Here is a 17768-nt window from a genome sequence, read left to right as displayed (position 1 = left end):
TCGCGGACTGGCTCGGCTGGGAGCGAGTGGATGAGCAGACCGGGTGTGGAGGCCGGGGTGAGGCGGAAGGGATTGCCGCGTGGCAGGGCGGCGGTGGCGAGCACGAGGCATGAGATGTTCCTCGGCCTTCACGGGGTCGTGGACGTCGATGCCGCTGTGATCGAGCACTGGCACCAGGACGATGTGGCGCAGGTGGACGATGGCATCAACGGTCTGCTGATCAGCCGCGCCGACGCATACGGCTGGCCCTCGGTCCACTCCAGCGATGGTGTGCCGCCCGGACGCAGGTGGTGGCATCTGGAGGCGGGCGGTGACTGGCGGAACCCTGGCCGGCGCACGGAGATGATCTGGGTCCAGGTTGATGTGGCTCCCCGGTCGCCCGCCTGCCGCCTGCCCTTCGTGCCGCTCACCGTGCTCTTGACCGACGCGCTGGGTGCCATCGGCACCCACCGCCTCACCGGGCTCCACGCTCTGGTGCCCATGGAGGCAGCGGCCGATGCCCGCGCAGCACTCGCCTCCATGGCCGGGTGGCGGGAGCTGACCGCTTTCCGGCAGCCCGAACGCGCGGTGCGGGTCCGTCTGGAAGGGCTCCCGGACTCGGTACGGGCCGATGTGCTCGCGGCGACGGCGGAGGATCTCGCCCACGGCCACCTCTCGTGCCGTTCCGGGGCGGGGGCCGGCACCGACAGCCTCGTCGCAGGGGTCGCCACTCGGCCCGCCGGCCACGAGCGTCTGCGAGAAGTCGCCGGCGGCGGCCACTGCCTGAGCTTCGACTGCACCGTTCGCGGGTGGGGCGGGGAGACGGCGGCGTGGCTGGCCGAGCTGTTCGTCGAGGCGCTGCGGCAGGCGCGCGCGGTGAGGGGGAGCGTGCTGGTGGCCTTGGGCACCTGAGCGGCGAGGTGGTACGCCCACCGCCGAGTGCGTCCTCGGCCACGGACCGCCTCCGGGGCAGGAGGCGAGGAGCCGCCTCGGGGCAAGGACGGTTCCGGGGTACGGGCCCTGTCCTGTGCCCTGGGGCGAGCGCTTCGAGGCGATGCGGCCACTCGCGGATCGGGCGCTGTTCGGATGGGAGAGGGATGTCGTCCGTCGAACAAGTGCGAGAGCTGCTCTTGTCGCGTCTTTCGGGGGCCTTCGAGACGGGCGGACTGACGATGACCGTCCACGCCCTGGATATCGTGGAGAACGAGCGCACCTTCACGGCGGTCCTCCTTGTCGAGGTGCAGGGGGAGCGGTGGCGCGTGCGTATCCCTTCCGACAAGGCGGACATGCACGTCTTCGACGGCCGGCCCAGTGCTGAGCTCGTCACCGGGATCGCGGACATGCTGCGGATCCAGCTCGTCGAGTGGTGGTTCACGAAGAACGGGGAACGACGGTCCGCGCGGATGGGGGAGCGCGTGGCCTGAACGGGGCGCGTGCCCCGCGGAAGGCGGCGCCGGTGGTGCGAGCGCCCGGGGTCCTGCGCAAGGCGTGGCGGCGCGGACGCGACCCGTGGCCCGTGAGTGGCCCGTGAGGGGGGAAGCGGGGACAGGTGTGACCGGTTCGACAGCGGCGACGTGGCGCGTGACCGGCCGCTTTCTCGCAGGTGGGAGGGGGTGGCCGGGGGAAAGTGACGAGGCACACGGTGGGGGGATGGCCGAACCGGCCAAGACGATCCCTCCCGTCTCCCCATTTGTACACATAAGGGCCATGACGCTCCGGTGCCGGGGAGCGATAGCCTTGCCTACGTGATCAGCGCGATATCCCTCGGAGGATCCGCCTGCGGGCGTCACTCCGTACAGCGCCCTCCGCGAGAACGTGCGCGGGGCGCCGCTGGTCGTCTCTCCCGGCACCGCGGCGGACCCGGGGGGACACCCCGCGTTCCGGTGCCCTGCCTTTTCGATCCCGACGTCACGCAACGGCGCGCGACAGGAGCCAGAGGACATGCAGAGCAAGCTGGATGAAGCAAAAGCCGAGCGGCTGGCGGAAGCCGCCCGGGTGGCGGAACAGAGCCCGGCACAGGGGCGCCACCCGGTCCAAGGCCCCGGCCCCCAGGACGGGGCCCTCGGCGCGTATCTCCAGCGGTACTACCTGCACACTGCGCCGGAGGACCTCACCGACCGCGACCCGGTGGACATCCTCGGCGGCGCGCTCGCCCACTACCGTCTCGCCCAGGAGCGGCCCCAGGGCACGGCCAATGTGCGGGCCTACTCCCCGTCGATCGACGAGAACGGCTGGTCGTGCACGCACTCGGTGGTCGAGGTCGTGACCGACGACATGCCGTTCCTCGTCGACTCGGTCACCAACGAGCTGTCCCGGCAGGGCCGCGGCATCCACGTCGTGATCCACCCGCAGATGGTGGTGCGCCGTGATCTGTCCGGCAAGCTGCTGGAGATCCTGTCCGCCGGCCGTGACGAGGTCGCAGCCCAGCAGGCGGACGCCGCGCAGCAGGCCGGCGCTTCGCGGGGCGCGGGCAAGCGCAAGGCCAGGAAGAAGCGGGACGAGCTGCCGCACGACGCGCTCGTCGAGTCGTGGATCCATGTCGAGATCGACCGGGAGACCGACCGGGACGACCTCAAGCAGATCACCGCCGACCTGCGCCGGGTGCTGTCCGACGTGCGCGAGTCCGTCGAGGACTGGCAGAAGATGCGGGGCGCCGCGCTGCGCATCGCAGAGGAGCTGCCCGAGGAGCCCACCGACGATCTGCCGCAGGAGGAGATCGACGAGGCCCGCGAGCTGCTGCGCTGGCTGGCCGACGACCACTTCACCTTCCTCGGGTACCGCGAGTACGAGCTGGAGGCGGAGGGCGACCCGTCCGCCGGTCGCAAGGAGGGTGAGGAGCTGAGCCTCACCCCGCTGCCGGGCACCGGCCTGGGCATCCTGCGGTCCGACCCGCATCAGAGCCCCGAGGAGAGCCACCCGGTCTCGCCGTCGTTCAACCGGCTGACCGCCGGCGCCCGGGCCAAGGCGCGTGAACACCGGCTGCTGGTGCTCACCAAGGCCAACAGCCGCGCCACGGTCCACCGCTCCTCCTACCTGGACTACGTGGGCGTCAAGAAGTTCGACGCCGACGGCAACGTCATCGGGGAGCGCCGTTTCCTGGGGCTGTTCTCGTCCGCCGCCTACACCGAGTCGGTGCGGCGCGTGCCGGTCATCCGGCGGAAGGTCGCCGAGGTGCTGGAGGGCGCGGGCTTCACCCCGGACAGCCACGCGGGGCGTGACCTGCTCCAGATCCTGGAGACCTACCCGCGTGACGAGCTGTTCCAGACGCCCGCCGACGAGCTGCGGTCCATCGTCACTTCCGTCCTCTACCTCCAGGAGCGCCGCAAGCTGCGGCTCTACCTGCGCCAGGACGAGTACGGCCGGTACTACTCGGCGCTGGTCTACCTGCCGCGGGACCGCTACACCACGGCGGTGCGGCTGCGGCTGACGGACATCCTCACCGAGGAACTGGGCGGCACCAGCGTCGACTTCACCGCGTGGAACACCGAGTCGGTGCTCTCGCGGCTGCACTTCGTCATCCGGGTGCGTCCCGGCGCCGAGCTGCGGGAGCTGACCGACGCCGAGGTCGACCGGATCGAGACGCGGCTGGCGGAGGCGGCCCGTTCGTGGGCCGACGGCTTCAGCGAGGCGCTGGTCGCCGAGTGCGGCGAGGAGCAGGCGGCCGAGCTGGCGCAGAAGTACGCGCACGCCTTCCCCGAGGGCTACAAGGCGGACTTCTCGCCGCGGGCGGCGGTCGCCGACCTCCAGCACATCGAGCAGCTCGTGCGGGGCGAGAAGGAGAACGACTTCGCGCTGAGCCTGTACGAGCCGGTCGGTGCGGCACCGGGCGAGAGCCGGTTCAAGATCTACCGCACCGGCAGCCCCGTCTCGCTGTCCGCCGTGCTGCCGGGCCTGCAGGCCATGGGTGTCGAGGTGGTGGACGAGCGGCCGTACGAGCTGCGCTGCGCCGACCGTTCGCACGCCTGGATCTACGACTTCGGGCTGCGGATGCCCGACGGCCAGCGCGGTCTGGAGGAGGAGACGCGCGAGCGTTTCCAGGAGGCGTTCGAGGCGGTGTGGACGGGCCGTGCGGAGAACGACGGCCTCAACGCGCTGGTGCTGTCGGCGGGGCTGACCTGGCGGCAGGCCATGGTGCTGCGCGCGTACGCGAAGTACCTGCGGCAGGCGGGTGCCACCTTCAGCCAGTCCTACATCGAGGACACGCTGCGCGGGAACGTGCACACCACGCGGCTGCTGGTCAATCTGTTCGAGGCGCGGCTGGACCCGGCCCGCCGCCGGGCCGGCCACGAGCTGACCGACGGCATCCTGGAGGAGCTCAACGGCGCGCTGGACCAGGTGGCGAGCCTGGACGAGGACCGCATCCTGCGCTCCTTCCTCACCGTCATCAACGCCACCCTGCGCACCAACTACTTCCAGCTCGCCGAGGACGGCAAGCCGCACACCTATGTGTCGATGAAGCTGGACCCGCAGGCCATCCCGGACCTGCCCGCGCCGCGCCCCAAGTACGAGATCTGGGTGTACTCGCCGCGCGTCGAGGGCGTCCACCTGCGGTTCGGCAAGGTGGCGCGCGGTGGTCTGCGCTGGTCGGACCGGCGTGAGGACTTCCGTACCGAGATCCTGGGCCTGGTCAAGGCGCAGGAGGTCAAGAACACCGTCATCGTGCCGGTCGGCGCCAAGGGCGGGTTCGTCGGCAAGCAGCTGCCCGACCCGGCGCAGGACCGCGACGCCTGGCAGGCCGAGGGCATCGCCTGCTACAAGACGTTCATCTCCGGCCTGCTCGACGTCACCGACAACCTCGTCTCCGGCGAGGTCGAGCACCCCAAGGACGTCGTCCGGCACGACGAGGACGACACCTATCTGGTGGTCGCCGCCGACAAGGGCACCGCCACCTTCTCCGACATCGCCAACGAGGTCGCCAAGTCCTACGGCTACTGGCTGGGCGACGCCTTCGCCTCCGGCGGCTCGGCCGGCTACGACCACAAGGGCATGGGCATCACGGCGCGCGGCGCCTGGGAGTCGGTCAAGCGCCACTTCCGGGAGCTGGGCCACGACACCCAGACCGAGGACTTCACCGTCGTCGGCGTCGGCGACATGTCCGGCGACGTGTTCGGCAACGGCATGCTGCTCTCCGAGCACATCCGGCTGGTGGCCGCCTTCGACCACCGGCACATCTTCCTGGACCCCGACCCGGACGCCGCCACCTCCTACGCGGAGCGCCGCCGGCTGTTCGAGCTGCCGCGTTCCTCGTGGGCGGACTACGACACCAAGCTGATCTCGGCCGGCGGCGGTGTGCACCCGCGTTCCGCCAAGTCCGTGCCGATCACCCCGCAGGTGCGGGAGGCGCTGGGCATCGAGCCGGGCGTCACGAAGATGACCCCGGCCGAGCTGATGCGGGCCGTGCTGACCGCACCGGTGGACCTGCTGTGGAACGGCGGTATCGGCACCTACGTCAAGGCGTCCACGGAGAGCAACTCGGACGTCGGCGACAAGGCCAACGACGCGATCCGCGTCGACGGCCAGGACCTGCGGGTCAAGGTCGTGGGCGAGGGCGGCAACCTGGGCTGCACCCAGCTGGGCCGGATCGAGTTCGCCGCGGGCGGCGGCCGGATCAACACCGACGCCATCGACAACAGTGCCGGTGTGGACACCTCCGACCACGAGGTCAACATCAAGATCCTGCTCAACTCGGTGGTCGCCGACGGTGACATGACCGTCAAGCAGCGCAACAAGCTGCTGGCCGAGATGACCGACGAGGTCGGCGAGCTGGTGCTGCGCAACAACTACGCGCAGAACGCGGCGCTGGCCAACTCCCTCGCCCAGGCGCCCAGCCTGCTGCTGGCCAGCCAGCGGCAGATGCGCAGGCTGTCGAAGGAGGGCAAGCTCGACCGGACGCTGGAGTTCCTGCCCTCCGACCGGCAGATCCGGGACCGGCGCGGCAACGGGCAGGGGCTGACCCAGCCGGAGCTGGCGGTCATGCTCGCCTACACCAAGATCAATGTGACGGACGAGCTGATCGGCACGTCGCTGCCGGACGACCCCTACCTCCAGCGGCTGCTGTTCTGCTACTTCCCCGAGCCGCTGCGCGAGCGGTTCGGCCAGCAGATCACCGCGCACGCCCTGCGCCGCGAGATCGTCACGACGGTACTGGTCAACGACACGGTCAACACCGCGGGTTCCACGTTCGTGCACCGCATGAAGGAGGAGTCCGGGGCCTCGACGGAGGAGATCGTGCGCGCCCACACGGCCGCGCGGGCCATCTTCCGCCTCGGGGACATCTGGGACGAGGCCGAGTCGCTGGACAACAAGGTGCCGGCGAGCGTGCTCACCGACATCCGGCTGCGGTCCCGGCAGCTGGTCGAGCGCGGCACCCGGTGGCTGCTCAACAACCGCCCGCAGCCGCTGGCGCTGGCCGACACCGTGGAACTGTTCGCGGAACGGGTCGAGACCGTCTGGACGGAGCTGCCGAAGCTGCTCAAGGGCGACGACCTCAAGTGGCACCAGCGGGTCTACGACAAGCTGTCCGGCGCCGGGGTGCCCTCCGAGCTGGCGCTGCGGATGGCCGGGTCGGCGGCGGCGTTCTCCGCGCTCGACGTGGTGGCCGTCGCGGACCGCATGGGCAAGGAGCTGATGGACGTCGCCGAGGTCTACTTCGACCTGGCGGACCGGCTGGGCATCACCCAGCTCCAGGGCCGGGTCAGCGAGCTGCCGCGGGCCGACCGCTGGCAGTCGATGGCCCGCTCCTCCATCCGTGAGGACCTCTACGCCGCCCACCAGCTGCTGACCGCCGATGTGCTGGCCGCCGGGAGCGGCACCGACACCCCGGAGGAGCTGTACCAGGCGTGGGAGGAGAAGAACCGCGCCATCCTGATCCGGGCCCGCGGCACCCTGGACGAGATCCAGGCGTCGGAGACGTTCGACCTGGCGAACCTGTCGGTCGCCATGCGGACGATGCGCACGCTGCTGCGCAGCAACCGCTGACGGGCCGGTCCGTCGGCGGCGAACGCTGACGGTTCCGTCCCACCGCAGCATCCGGCCGCCGGGCCGGGAGGCGACCGCCTCCCGGCCCGGCGGTCACACGTTCGGCGGAGTCCGGGCGCGACAGACGGCGCGCACGCTGCCTACGGTCAAGTGTGGGTGCGCTGGTGGACGGCGTCGGCGACGCGGGCGACGGCGCGGACGACGAGACGAGAGCCGGTGCCCGTCCTGCCCCGGACGGGCACGGGGCGGGGGACGCGTCGGCACGGGACGGGCACCGGACTGGTGACCCATCGGCTCCGGGCCCCTCGGCCTCTCCGGGTGCCCCCTCGGGCGCGGGTTCCGTGTCCGGTGCGCGGACGGCCCGCGAGAGTGTGCGGAGCGGCGCGGCGCTCAGCGCGCTGGGGGCCGGCTACGCGCTCCAGACGCTGGGGATCGTGGCCGGGAACGCGGCCCTCGTGGTGACCGGCGCCGTGCTGGGGCTGCTGACCGACGTGGTGATGCAGCGCGGCGCTCGGCGTACGGCGCAGCGGCTGGGCCGGGCCCAGTTCACCCCGTCGGCCCGGCAGTTGCTGCGGGACGCGCTGCTGGTGGGCGGCCTGGGGGCGCTCGGCGTCGTACGGGCGGGGAGCGCCGCGCTGCTGCTGGCCGCGCTGCTGGGCTGCTGGGCGCTGCACTTCGTCTGCCAGGCGGTGGCGGGGGCGGTACGGGCGCGGCGGCAGCTCCCGGTGGTCACCCGCAACATCGACGCCTCCGCGCTGCGGCTGAGCTGTGCGCCGCCCGCCCTGTTCAGCACCCGGACGACGCTGCGGCTGGCGTGCGTCTCGGCGCTGACGACGGCCGGGATGTGCGGCACCGCGGTGGCGGGCGACCCGGTGTGGGCCCAGGCCGCCGCCCTGTGCTGCTGTGCGGGGCTGCTGGCCGGGGCGGGCCGGGTGGCCACCTGGCTGCTGCCGGGCAAGCGGGTCGCGGACGAGGCGGAGGCGCTGGAGTGGCTGGAGCGGTGGCTGGCGGAGTACCGCCCGACGATCGGCATGTACTTCTCCGGCGGCAACGCCTCCGCGTACCAGGCCAACATGTGGCTGAGCACGCTGGCGGAGCTGGAGGGGCGGCCGTTGATCGTGCTGCGGGAGCGGTTCATGGTGCAGAAGATCGACACGACGGACGTGCCGATCCTGTGCGTGCCCAAGGTGTCGCACCTGATGCGGCTGGAGCACTCGACGCTGAAGGTGCTGCTGCACCCCTCGAACTCCGGCAAGACCTCACAGGTGCTGCGCATCCCCACCCTCAAACACGCCTTCATCAACCACGGCGAGTCGGACAAGCTCTCCTCCTGCAACCCGTACGCCAAGGCCTACGACCAGGTGTGGGTGGCCGGCCAGGAGGCCCGCGAGCGGTACGCGCAGGCGCACGTCGGGGTGGAGGACAAGGACGTGGTCGAGGTCGGCCGCCCCCAGCTGGCACCGATCGAGGCCGCCGGCACCCGGCCCGTCGGCCACCGCGACGGCTACCTGACGGTGCTGTACGCGCCCACCTGGGAGGGCTTCACCGACGATCCCGGCAACACCTCCGTGGTGGTGGCGGGCGAACACATCGTCCGGGCGCTGCTGGCCGACCCCCAGGTACGCCTGCTGTACAAGCCGCACCCGATGACCGGCACCGTCGATCCCCGTGCCGGTGCGGCGGACGCGCGCATCCGTGCCCTGGTCGAGGAGGCGAACGAGCGGCGCGGCGGCCCGCCGCCCGCCCCGGAGGCGGTGGCGGCACTGCGGCGGGCGTCCGCTCGGCTGGCGGCCCTCAGCCGTGACGCGTACGGGCCGCACGCCGACGAGGTGGAGCGGATGCTGCGCCAGCCGGCACCCGAGCCGGGCCGGGCCCGGGCGGTGGCCGAGGCCCGGCGCGCCTGGGAGGAGGCGTACTGGGCGGCGCTGCCCGCCGGGCGGCACTGCGTGGTGACCGAGGAGGGACCGGGGCTGTACTGCTGCTTCAACGAGGCGGACCTGCTGGTCTCGGACGTCTCGTCGGTCGTCTCGGACTACCTCAGCAGCGAGAAACCGTACGCGGTCGCCAACACCACCGGTCTGGAGGAGGACGCCTTCCGCGCCGCCTTCCCCACGGTGCGGGCGGCCACCGTCCTGGGCCCGGACGGGTCGGGCATCCCGGAGCTGCTGCGCAGTGTGCGGCACCCCGAGCTGGACACGCTCGCCGCCGCGCGCGCCGCCCTCAAGCTGCGGCTGCTGGGCCCCTCTCAGCCGTCGTCGCTGGTGCGTTTCGACCGTGCCGCGCAGGCGTTGCGGCGGCAGGCGGAGGAGCGTGCCCGGCTGGTGCGGGCGAGGGAGCGGCGGCCGGTGGACGCGGAGGGGGAGGTGGCGGCCGAGCGGGAGCAGGAGCGGGGTCAGGCGCTGGCCGACGCGCTGGGCGAGGACGAACGGCCCTGACCGCCGCCCCCGGCGGTGTCGGCGCGTGCCGTCTCACCGGCCGCTCTCCCCGCCGGCGGCGTGCCGGCTTCCCCGGCGGGTGCGGGGTGCGGCGTCAGGGCGAGGACGAGATTGTTGTTGAGGGAGAAGTACAGCTGGACGGCGGTGCCGCTGTCGCCCACCGGGGTGCGGGGGACGATATCGGTCTTCTTGCGGTCGGCGAGGTCGCCCAAAATCCGTCCGAGCCGCACCCGGTCGGGTCCCAGGCCGGGCCGCAGCCACAGGTCCCAGACGGCTTCCCGGGCACCGTGGGCGAAGGCCACGGGCAGCTCGTACGGCAACTCCAGCCGCACGGTGTCCGGCTCGGTGCCGTACCGGCCCGGGAACTCGAACGCCTGCCCCGGGTCGTGGCGGGGTACGGCGGCCAGGACCGGTCCGCCCGACAGCTCGACGGTGCGGGCGGACAGCTCGGGGCGGCTGGCCTGCCCGTACAGCCGGGCGGTGAGCAGATAGCCGTGCTCGCCGGGGGCGAGGGCGGTGACCTCGGCGTGCCGGGCCCTGGACCAGACGCGGACGGCCAGGTAGCCGTCGCCGGTCGCGTACGGCACCCACGGCTCCAGGGTGCCGTCGGCGCGCTGCGGCGGCGGCATGGTCAGCAGCCGGGCGGTCTCCACCATCAGGGCCTTGACCCGTCTGCCGCGGCCGTCGGAGACGCGTTCGACGAACACGTCCCACCGGGCCTCGGACAGCGACACCGCGGAACGGGTGAGACGGACCTCGACCCAGCCGTCGCCGTCCGCCTCGCCGGCGGGCGGCAACGGGACGGTGACGGGCGGGGTGTCGTCGCGGTGGCGGGCGCGCAGCGACAGGCGGGCCGGGCCCTGGGGGAGGGTGTCGGCGCGCAGCCGCAGCAGCAGGCTGCCGTCGGCCCCGGAACGCGCCCGGGCCAGCGGACGGCGCATGCCTTTGGCGGGGGCGGCGCCGGCGCGGTGGGTGCGGGCGGCCCGCCACAGGGGGCGGACGAGGGGGACGAGGGCGCCGGGGAGTACGCGACGGGCGGCCCGCAGCACGCGGGCGCGCAGGGCGGGCGCGGGGGCGTGGCGTGCGGACGGTGCGCGGTCCCGGGCCTCCTGCGCCGCCTCCGGCGCGGAGGCCGCCGTCGGGGGCGCACCGCCCGCTGCCTGCCGGGCGCCGGGGTCGCCCGGGGCGGCGGACCCGGACGCGGACCCGGGCCCGGACGTGGGCGGCGGGGCGGACCCGGCCCCGGGTGCGGACCCGGTCGTGGACGTTGACGCTGGGGCGGTGTGCTGTCCCGTGGCGCCCCGGGCGGCGGGCTGGTGTGCGGACTCCGGGGTGGCGTGCTGATGCCCGGATTCCGGGGCGGCGGGCCGACGTCTGGACTCCTCGGCGGCGGCGTGCTGGTGCCCGGACTTCGGGGTGGCAGCGGCGGGCCCGGAGGCGGGCTCCGGGGTGGTGGATTCGGGTTCGGGCCGGGCCGGTGCGGGGTGGTGGGGGCGGGGCCGGGTCCCGACGAGGTCGGTCATCAGCTGTTCGTACTCGGCGGCGATGCGCTCGGGGTCGTAGCGGGCGGCCTTCTCCAGCGCGGCCCGGCCCATGCGGGCGCGCAGGTCCGGGTTCTCGATCAGGTGGAGGAGCGCGTCGGCGTAGGCGCGGACCGAGGCGTCCTCGGTGGGTCCGAGGGGCGCGAGGAGACCGTCGCGGCCGTTGTCGATGATCTCGCCGGGGCCGTAGGGGCAGTCGGTGGAGACGACGGGCACACCGCAGTGCATGGCCTCCACCAGCGTCATGCCGAAGGACTCGGCGTCGGAGGAGACGGCGGCCACGGAGCCCTTGGCCCATTCCGGCTCGATGGGGGAGTGGACGCCCATGAGGAACGCGCGGTCGCACAGGCCCAGTTCGTCACGCAGGGCCTGGAGGGCGTCGTGCTGCGGGCCGCGCCCGTACAGCCGCAGAGTCCAGTCGGGGTGCCGTTCGGCGACGAGGGCGAAGGCGCGCAGCAGCCGGTCGTAGCGCTTGACCTTGATGAGGCGGCCGGCGGCGACGACCAGCCGGGCCTGCCCCTGGGAGGGTTCGACGTCGGCGGCGGGGACGGCGTTCGGGATGCAGGTGATCCGGGCGGGGACGTCGGGCAGGGCGGCACGGTAGTCGGCGGCGTCCGCGTAGGAGACCGTCACGAACGCGTCCAGGCGGGCGAGGGCCGCGTCCTGGTGGGTGCGGATGTGGTCGCTGTGCATCCGGTGGGTGAGGTGTTCCTGGCCGATGCGCACGTACCGGTCGGTTCCGTAGGCGGCGAGGTAGTCGTTGATCTTGGGGCGGGTGCCGATGACCACGTCGGCGTCCAGTCCCGCGAGCAGTTCCCTCATCCGCAGGTCGCCGAGGCGGGTGGCGATACCACGTTCGAAATGGTCGCGCCCCTCGGTGAAGCGTTCGCTGGGCCGGTGGTAGTCGGGGTTGTCACCGTCGTAGTCGGGGGAGGTGCGGCGCAGGTCGATGAGGGAGCTGAGCCGCACCCGGGGGTCGAAGACGAGGGAGGTCTCCTCGCGGGATCTGCGGAGGCTGACGACCTCGACCCGGTGCCGGGCAGCGAGGGCCCTGGAGAGGTTGACCGTCGAGCGGATCGTGCCGCCGATCCCATAGGCGTTGTCCAGCAGGAACACGATCTTCATCGCAGCCTCCCCTTCTCCCGTGCGCCCTCTGCCGTGCTGCGGACGTCATGCGTTCTGTCCCGTTTTGTCCTCCGACTATTTGAGGTGGGGAAGAAGAGGCGAGGGGTTCGTAACACTCGTATGTCCCTCGTTCGGCCCCGGCGGCGGCATGCCGCACGGGCCGTGGCGGGCGCCGCGCTTACTGTCGGATCAATGGCCTCCAAGATCATCGACCCGGCCGCGCCGGGCACGGGCGGTGGTGCCGGCAGCCGGCCCACCCGCCGCGGCCCGGCGCGAGGCGTGCGGCCCCGCGCCGGTGCGCGCCCGCGGTACGGGTCGATGGGCGAACCCCGCGAGCGAAGGAATGCGTGATGGCCCGGGACCCCTTCAGCGACACCTTCGCGACATCCGCTTCCGCGCCGCGCCGCGCCGCCGAGCGGCCCTCCTCGGTGGGGACGGCCCGGCGGGCTGCGTCGCCGGCCGAGGCCGGCGCGCAGCCGTACGGATGGTCCGCGCCCCCGCCCCCCTTCCCCGCTCCGGCGGACGGACGCCCTGGGGGCGGGCGCCCCGTGGACGGGCGCCCTTTCGGCGGGCGTCCTGCTGGTCGGCGCCCTGCCGACGGGCGTTTCGCCGGTGGGCGTCCTGCGGAGGGGCGTGCTGTCGGTGGGCCTCTCGCTGACGGGGGTTCCGCCGGTGGGCGTCTCGTTGAAGGGGGCCCCGGCGGCCGGCGATCTGCGGACGGGCGTTTCGCGGGCGGGCGCGCTGTTGGTGGGCGTCTCACCGGTGAGCGTCCTGTGGACGGGCGCGCTGTCGGCGGGGGTGCCGCGGGTGGGCCTCTTGTTGACGGGCGTCCCGCCGGGCCGCCGTCGGTCGGTGCCGCGGTGCCCGCTCCCTCACCCTCGCCCTCGTCGGGTCCGCGCCGTGTGCCGCAGCGGGACGACGACGGCCGGTCGGCGGGCGTGCGGACCCGGGTCCGCACGCGGGCGCGTACCGGCGCGGAAGGGGAGAAGGCGGCGCGCGGCAGCGTGCGGGCGCGGGTGCGCCGGCTCAACGGCGCCACCGCGCAGGGACGGCAGGGCGGACGCGACCCCTTCCTCGACAACGCCAAGTTCCTGCTCGTCGTCCTCGTCGCGCTCGGTCACAGCTGGACGCCCGTCGCCGAGGGCATGCGCGCCGTCGAAGCCGCCTGGCTGTTCGTCCACGCCTTCCACCTGCCCGCCCTCGTCCTGCTGTGCGGCCACCTCTCCCGCGACTTCACCGGCCGTCCCGACCAGCTCCGCCGGCTGATCACCCACATCCTCGTGCCGTACTTCGTCTTCGAAGCGGCATACGCGGGCGTCCACGTCCTCCTCCTGGACCGGCCTTTCGCCCTCACTCCCACCCGGCCGGCCTTCGTGTGCTGGTTCCTCGTCGCGCTGTTCGTCTGGCGGCTGACCGCACCGCTGTGGCAGGCGGTGCGCTGGCCCCTCGTCTTCGCCCTGCTGCTGTCGCTCGGCGCCGGGTTCACCGACCTGGGCGGGGAACTGGCGCTGCCCCGCATCCTGATGCTGTGGCCATGGTTCGTACTGGGCCTGCGGCTGCGCCCCGCGCACCTGCGCCCCCTGCGGAACCGGACGGCACGCCGGTGGGCGCTGCCGGTGATGGCCGCCGCCGCGGCTGGTGCCTGGTGGGCGGCGCCCCGCATCGACCCCGACTGGCTGCTGATGGAGGCCGGCGCCGACGGGCTCGGCGTCCCCCCGCTGCTGTACGTGGAGGTGCGGCTCGCCCAGTTCGCGGTCGGCGCGCTGCTCGTCGCCGCGTTCCTCGCCCTCGTCCCCGCCCGCCGCACCGCCTTCACCGCGCTGGGCGGCTGCGCGCTCTACCCGCTGCTGCTGCACGGGCTGGCCCTCACGGCGTTCGCGGACGCGGGCGGCTTCCGCGCGGTGGCCGAGGCGGGCCCGCTGGCCGTGCTCGGCACCAGCGTGCTGGTGACCGGGGTCACCGTGCTGCTGAGCTTCCCGCACGTGAGGCGGGTGCTGTGGCCGTGCGTGGAGCCCCCGTTCCCCGGCTGGCTGCGCGGCGCGCCCGTGCCGGCCGAAGCGGGAACCGGCCGGCCCGCGCGCTGATGCCGGGCGGCGGACGGCGGAGCCCCGCCCGCCGTCCGCCGGTGCCGCTGTCCGTTCGTCCGTTCGTCCGTTCGTCCGCTCGCGGGCCTCAGCACAGTCGGCGTTCGGCCTCCACCGGGTCCGCAGGGATGCGGAAACGGGTGCGGTCCCAGGCGCCCGTCAGATTGCTCCAGAACCGGCCCGGGGTGAGCGGTTCCCGGGCGGAGGCCAGCAGCTCCGGGAGGGGGCCGCAGGTCAGCGCGTGCCGGGCGGCCCGTACCCGGTCGGGGTCCACACCGGGGACCCGGGTGCCCGGCGCGGTCACGTCCGCGACGACCCACGCCCGGTCCAACGGCTTCTCATGGCCCGCCTTGCGGCGGCTGGTCGGCTCCGTGTGGGCGCCCAGCGGGTTGCTCAGGCCGAGGGTGTCGATGACGAACCCGTCCAGCGGGAGCACCGCCCCCGCGTGCCCCAGCCGGGCCTCGGCGGCGGCGACGGGCGCCCGGACGTGCGGCGCCAGCGGCACCACGGGGTATCCGGCGTCGTGCGGCAGCCGCAGCACCAGTGCGTGGCGGCCGGTCCGCAGGGTGTGCCGGGCCGCGTCGCTGAAGGCCAGCCGCCGCTCGGTGTGGGCGGACTGCCCCACGGGGTGCGTGTCGCCGAGCACCCGTTGGTAGACGGTGTGGGAGTCGAAGACGATCCGCGGGTCGTCGGGGCTCTCCAGGGGCGGTCGCAGCAGCAGTCCGCACACCACCGCCCACGCGGCGAGGGCGCCGGCCAGCACCGTCGCGGCCCGCCCCAGGGGCAGCAGGAAGATCGGGAGCAGCAGCAGGAAGAGCGCGGGCAGCACCATGCGGCCGTGCATGAAGTCGCCGCCGATCTTCACCACGAAGAACGCCGAGAGCAGCCCGGCGGCTACCGGGGCGCCCACGAGCACCGCGTCGGCGGTGTACGGCCGGGGCGCGGCCCGCCCGTCGCGCGTCCCGCCCCACCACCGCACCCACCGCCGGACGGGCACGCCGTGCGGGAGGGAGGCACCCACGGCGGAGCCGCCGCCGATGGCGGAGCCGACGGGTGCGGCCGTACCGGGCGTGACCGTGCCAGGTGCGGCGGGACTGCCGGGCGTGACGGCGGTGCCGAACGTGGCAGGGGTGCCAAGGGCCCCAGTGGTGCCTGGGGTGGCGGAGGTACCTGGAGTGACAGCGCCGCCAGGTTCGGCAGGGGTGCCAGTAGTGACAGCGCCGCCAGGTTCGGCGGAGGTGCCCGGAGGGGCGGGAGCGTCAGGCTCAGCAGAGGTGGTGGAGGTGGCAGGGGCACCGGTCGTGGCGGAGGTGCCGAGTGCGGCAGAGGTCTCAGGTGTGTCAGGGGTACCGGTCGTGGCGGAAGTGCCAAGCCCGGCAGAAGTATCAGGTGTGGTTGGAGTGCCAGCCGTGGCGGAAGTGCCGAGCGCGGCAGAAGTATCAGGAGTGGCAGAGGCGCCAGCCGTGGCGGAAGCATCAGGCGCGGCAGGAGTGCCGGCCATGGCGGAGGCCCCGCGCGCCCTGCACACCCCGTACGCCCGGTACCCGATGTACCCCGCCAGCAGGCTAAGCGGGATCCACAGGAGGTAGGGGTCGAGGGTGTTGCGCAGGTAGTCCCAGCCGAACTGCCACTGGGTGCCGGAGGCTTCCTTGGCGAGGGCGGGGAGCGGGACGAGTACGCCGTAGTAGCCCGCGCGGAAGATCTCGTAGGCGCAGGGCAGCGCGGCGGCGGCGCCGGCCCAGCCGAGGGTGGTGCGCAGCGGGGGCCGCCACAGCAGCCACAGGGCGGCCAGGAAGACGCTGCTGACCAGGGCCAGGTCGGGGCGGACGAGGGGGCCGAGGCCCAGAGCGAAGGCCGTCGGCGCCAGCGCCGGGCGCCCGCGGCCGGCGGGGGCCTCGGATGCGGCCCGCAGGGTGCGGGCGCGCACCAGCAGCCACCAGGCGCCGCCCAGGTAGGCGAAGGACAGTCCCGTCTCCAGTCCGGAGGTCGCGTAGTCCCAGGTCGCGCAGAGCGGCAGCAGCACCAGTACCCCGGCGGGGAGCAGGGCTCCGGCGGGGCGGTGGATGCGGAGCATGCGGCGGGTGCCGTCCAGGGCCAGGAGGTAGCCGGCGACGGTCAGCAGCAGTCCGAGGGCCACGGCCAGCCGGAGCGGGTCGCTCACCCCGGGCAGGGCGCCGCCGGCGGCCAGCAGCCACTGCCAGAGGGTGCCGGTGGAGGACTCGGCGCGTTCCTGGACGTTGAAGACGGGGCCGTTGCCCGCGAGGATCTGGCGGACGGCGCGGGTGTAGATCAGGGCGTCGTCGTTGGTCCAGCGATGCCGGTAGCCCATGACGAGGACGACGGCTCCGCAGGCGGCGACGGCGAATGCGTTCCAGCGCTGCGCGAGGGTGCCGGGCAGGCCGAAAGCCCGTGTTCCGGGCGTCGGTTGGGGGACGGGAAGCTCATCGGATCGGGACATACCGCCCACCATCCCCCTGCCCCGCGCGGTGGCCTCGGCCGCGGCGCGCGGGCCGTGCCCGGCTCACCCGGGCGGCGGACGGGGGGACCCGCACGGCCGACGGGAGACCCACCGTGCGGCGCGCCGGGCGGCAGGCGCGGCCGGGGGCGGCCATCCTTCGGCGTACTCGCGGAGCGGCCCCCGCCGACGGGGCCGCGGGCCGCCACCGGCGTGAGCCGGGAGGCGGCCGTGTGCCGGCCGGTGCTCCGGGCGGCTCCGCGTCCCTTCCCCGCTGTCGTACAGGAAGTGAGCCCATGAGCACCATCGACGCGACCGCCCATCCGGCCTCCTCCCCGCAGCCGCCGCGCCGGCCCTTCCGTGCCATGCCCGGGGCGCAGGTCTCTCCGGATGCCGTCGTCGGGGACGGCACCACCGTCTGGGAGCTGGCGCAGGTGCGGGAGGGGGCGGTGCTGGGTGCGGAGTGCGTCATCGGGCGCGGCGCCTACATCGGTGCGGGCGTCCGTGTCGGGGCGCGCTGCAAGGTGCAGAACCACGCCCTCCTCTACGAGCCGGCCGAGCTCGCCGACGGGGTGTTCGTCGGTCCCGCCGTCGTGCTCACCAACGACCGCGCCCCGCGCGCCGTGGACCCGGACGGCGCGCTCAAGCGGGCGGGGGACTGGGAGGCGGTGGGGGTGACCGTCGCGGAGGGCGCTTCCCTCGGGGCGCGTGCCGTGTGTGTGGCGCCGGTCCGGATCGGGCGGTGGGCGATGGTGGCGGCGGGCGCCGTGGTGACCGCCGATGTGCCGGACTTCGCCCTGGTGGTGGGGGTGCCCGCGCGGCGTGTCGGCTGGGTGGGCAGGGCCGGGGTACGCCTGCGGGAGCTGCCGGGCCGCGCCGGGATGTGGGAGTGCCCGGTCACGGGTGAGCGCTACGAGGAGCAGCGGGAGGGAGCGGCGGACGCGTCCGGCGCGGTGACGCTGCGGCAGGCCGTGGCCGAGGGGAACGGGGGCGAGGGGGACGGGGACGAGTGAGCCTCCACCGCCTTCCGGCGCGGTGACGCTGTGGCAGGCCGTGGCCGAGGGAGACGGAGGCGAGGGGGACGGGGACGGCTGAGCCGCCACCCTGTAGGCAGACCGGGTGATTTGTAGGCTCATAGTGCTATATGCGCGGTGGATGCGGGTCCACATAG

General features: G+C 73.9%; 8 protein-coding genes. 6 read left to right on the top strand and 2 right to left on the bottom strand.

Annotated features, from left to right (window positions below):
* Positions 1 to 114 precede the first annotated feature (114 nt).
* From IO40_RS0120840 to IO40_RS0120825, 4 genes are all read left to right on the top strand, one after another.
* Positions 115 to 891: a hypothetical protein gene (locus IO40_RS0120840; protein ID WP_016469291.1), complete on the top strand. Its 777-nt coding sequence runs from the start codon at positions 115 to 117 to the stop codon at positions 889 to 891.
* Positions 892 to 1109: 218 nt separating this feature from the next.
* Positions 1110 to 1403, top strand: a complete 294-nt coding sequence (locus IO40_RS0120835; RefSeq protein ID WP_158724382.1) for a hypothetical protein — start codon at positions 1110 to 1112, stop codon at positions 1401 to 1403.
* A 517-nt stretch (positions 1404 to 1920) separates the two neighbouring features.
* Positions 1921 to 6957 carry an NAD-glutamate dehydrogenase gene (locus IO40_RS0120830; protein ID WP_016469289.1) on the top strand — a complete coding sequence of 1679 codons (5037 nt, stop codon included), beginning with the start codon at positions 1921 to 1923 and terminating at the stop codon, positions 6955 to 6957.
* A 341-nt stretch (positions 6958 to 7298) separates the two neighbouring features.
* Positions 7299 to 9392 carry a hypothetical protein gene (locus tag IO40_RS0120825; protein ID WP_041969098.1) on the top strand — a complete coding sequence of 698 codons (2094 nt, stop codon included), beginning with the start codon at positions 7299 to 7301 and terminating at the stop codon, positions 9390 to 9392.
* On the opposite strand, the gene IO40_RS0120820 is transcribed toward IO40_RS0120825, so the two are convergent.
* Positions 9350 to 12058: a glycosyltransferase gene (locus tag IO40_RS0120820; RefSeq protein WP_031175905.1), complete on the bottom strand. Its 2709-nt coding sequence runs from the start codon at positions 12056 to 12058 to the stop codon at positions 9350 to 9352. The genes IO40_RS0120825 and IO40_RS0120820 overlap by 43 nt on opposite strands.
* Positions 12059 to 12960: 902 nt before the next feature.
* On the opposite strand from IO40_RS0120820, the gene IO40_RS0120815 reads away from it, so the two are divergent.
* Complete coding sequence (locus tag IO40_RS0120815; protein ID WP_031175904.1) at positions 12961 to 14142, top strand: acyltransferase family protein; 1182 nt, start codon at positions 12961 to 12963, stop codon at positions 14140 to 14142.
* An 88-nt stretch (positions 14143 to 14230) separates the two neighbouring features.
* On the opposite strand, the gene IO40_RS39470 is transcribed toward IO40_RS0120815, so the two are convergent.
* Positions 14231 to 16600: an arabinofuranosyltransferase AftB family protein gene (locus tag IO40_RS39470; RefSeq protein ID WP_031175903.1), complete on the bottom strand. Its 2370-nt coding sequence runs from the start codon at positions 16598 to 16600 to the stop codon at positions 14231 to 14233.
* A 293-nt stretch (positions 16601 to 16893) separates the two neighbouring features.
* On the opposite strand from IO40_RS39470, the gene IO40_RS33845 reads away from it, so the two are divergent.
* On the top strand, positions 16894 to 17610 hold the full coding sequence (locus IO40_RS33845; RefSeq protein ID WP_031029605.1) for an acyltransferase: 717 nt from the start codon (positions 16894 to 16896) through the stop codon (positions 17608 to 17610).
* Positions 17611 to 17768: the final 158 nt, after the last annotated feature.

Source organism: Streptomyces albus subsp. albus (assembly GCF_000725885.1).
Lineage (GTDB): Bacteria > Actinomycetota > Actinomycetes > Streptomycetales > Streptomycetaceae > Streptomyces > Streptomyces albus.
This window is presented reverse-complemented; position numbering and strand designations above follow the sequence as displayed.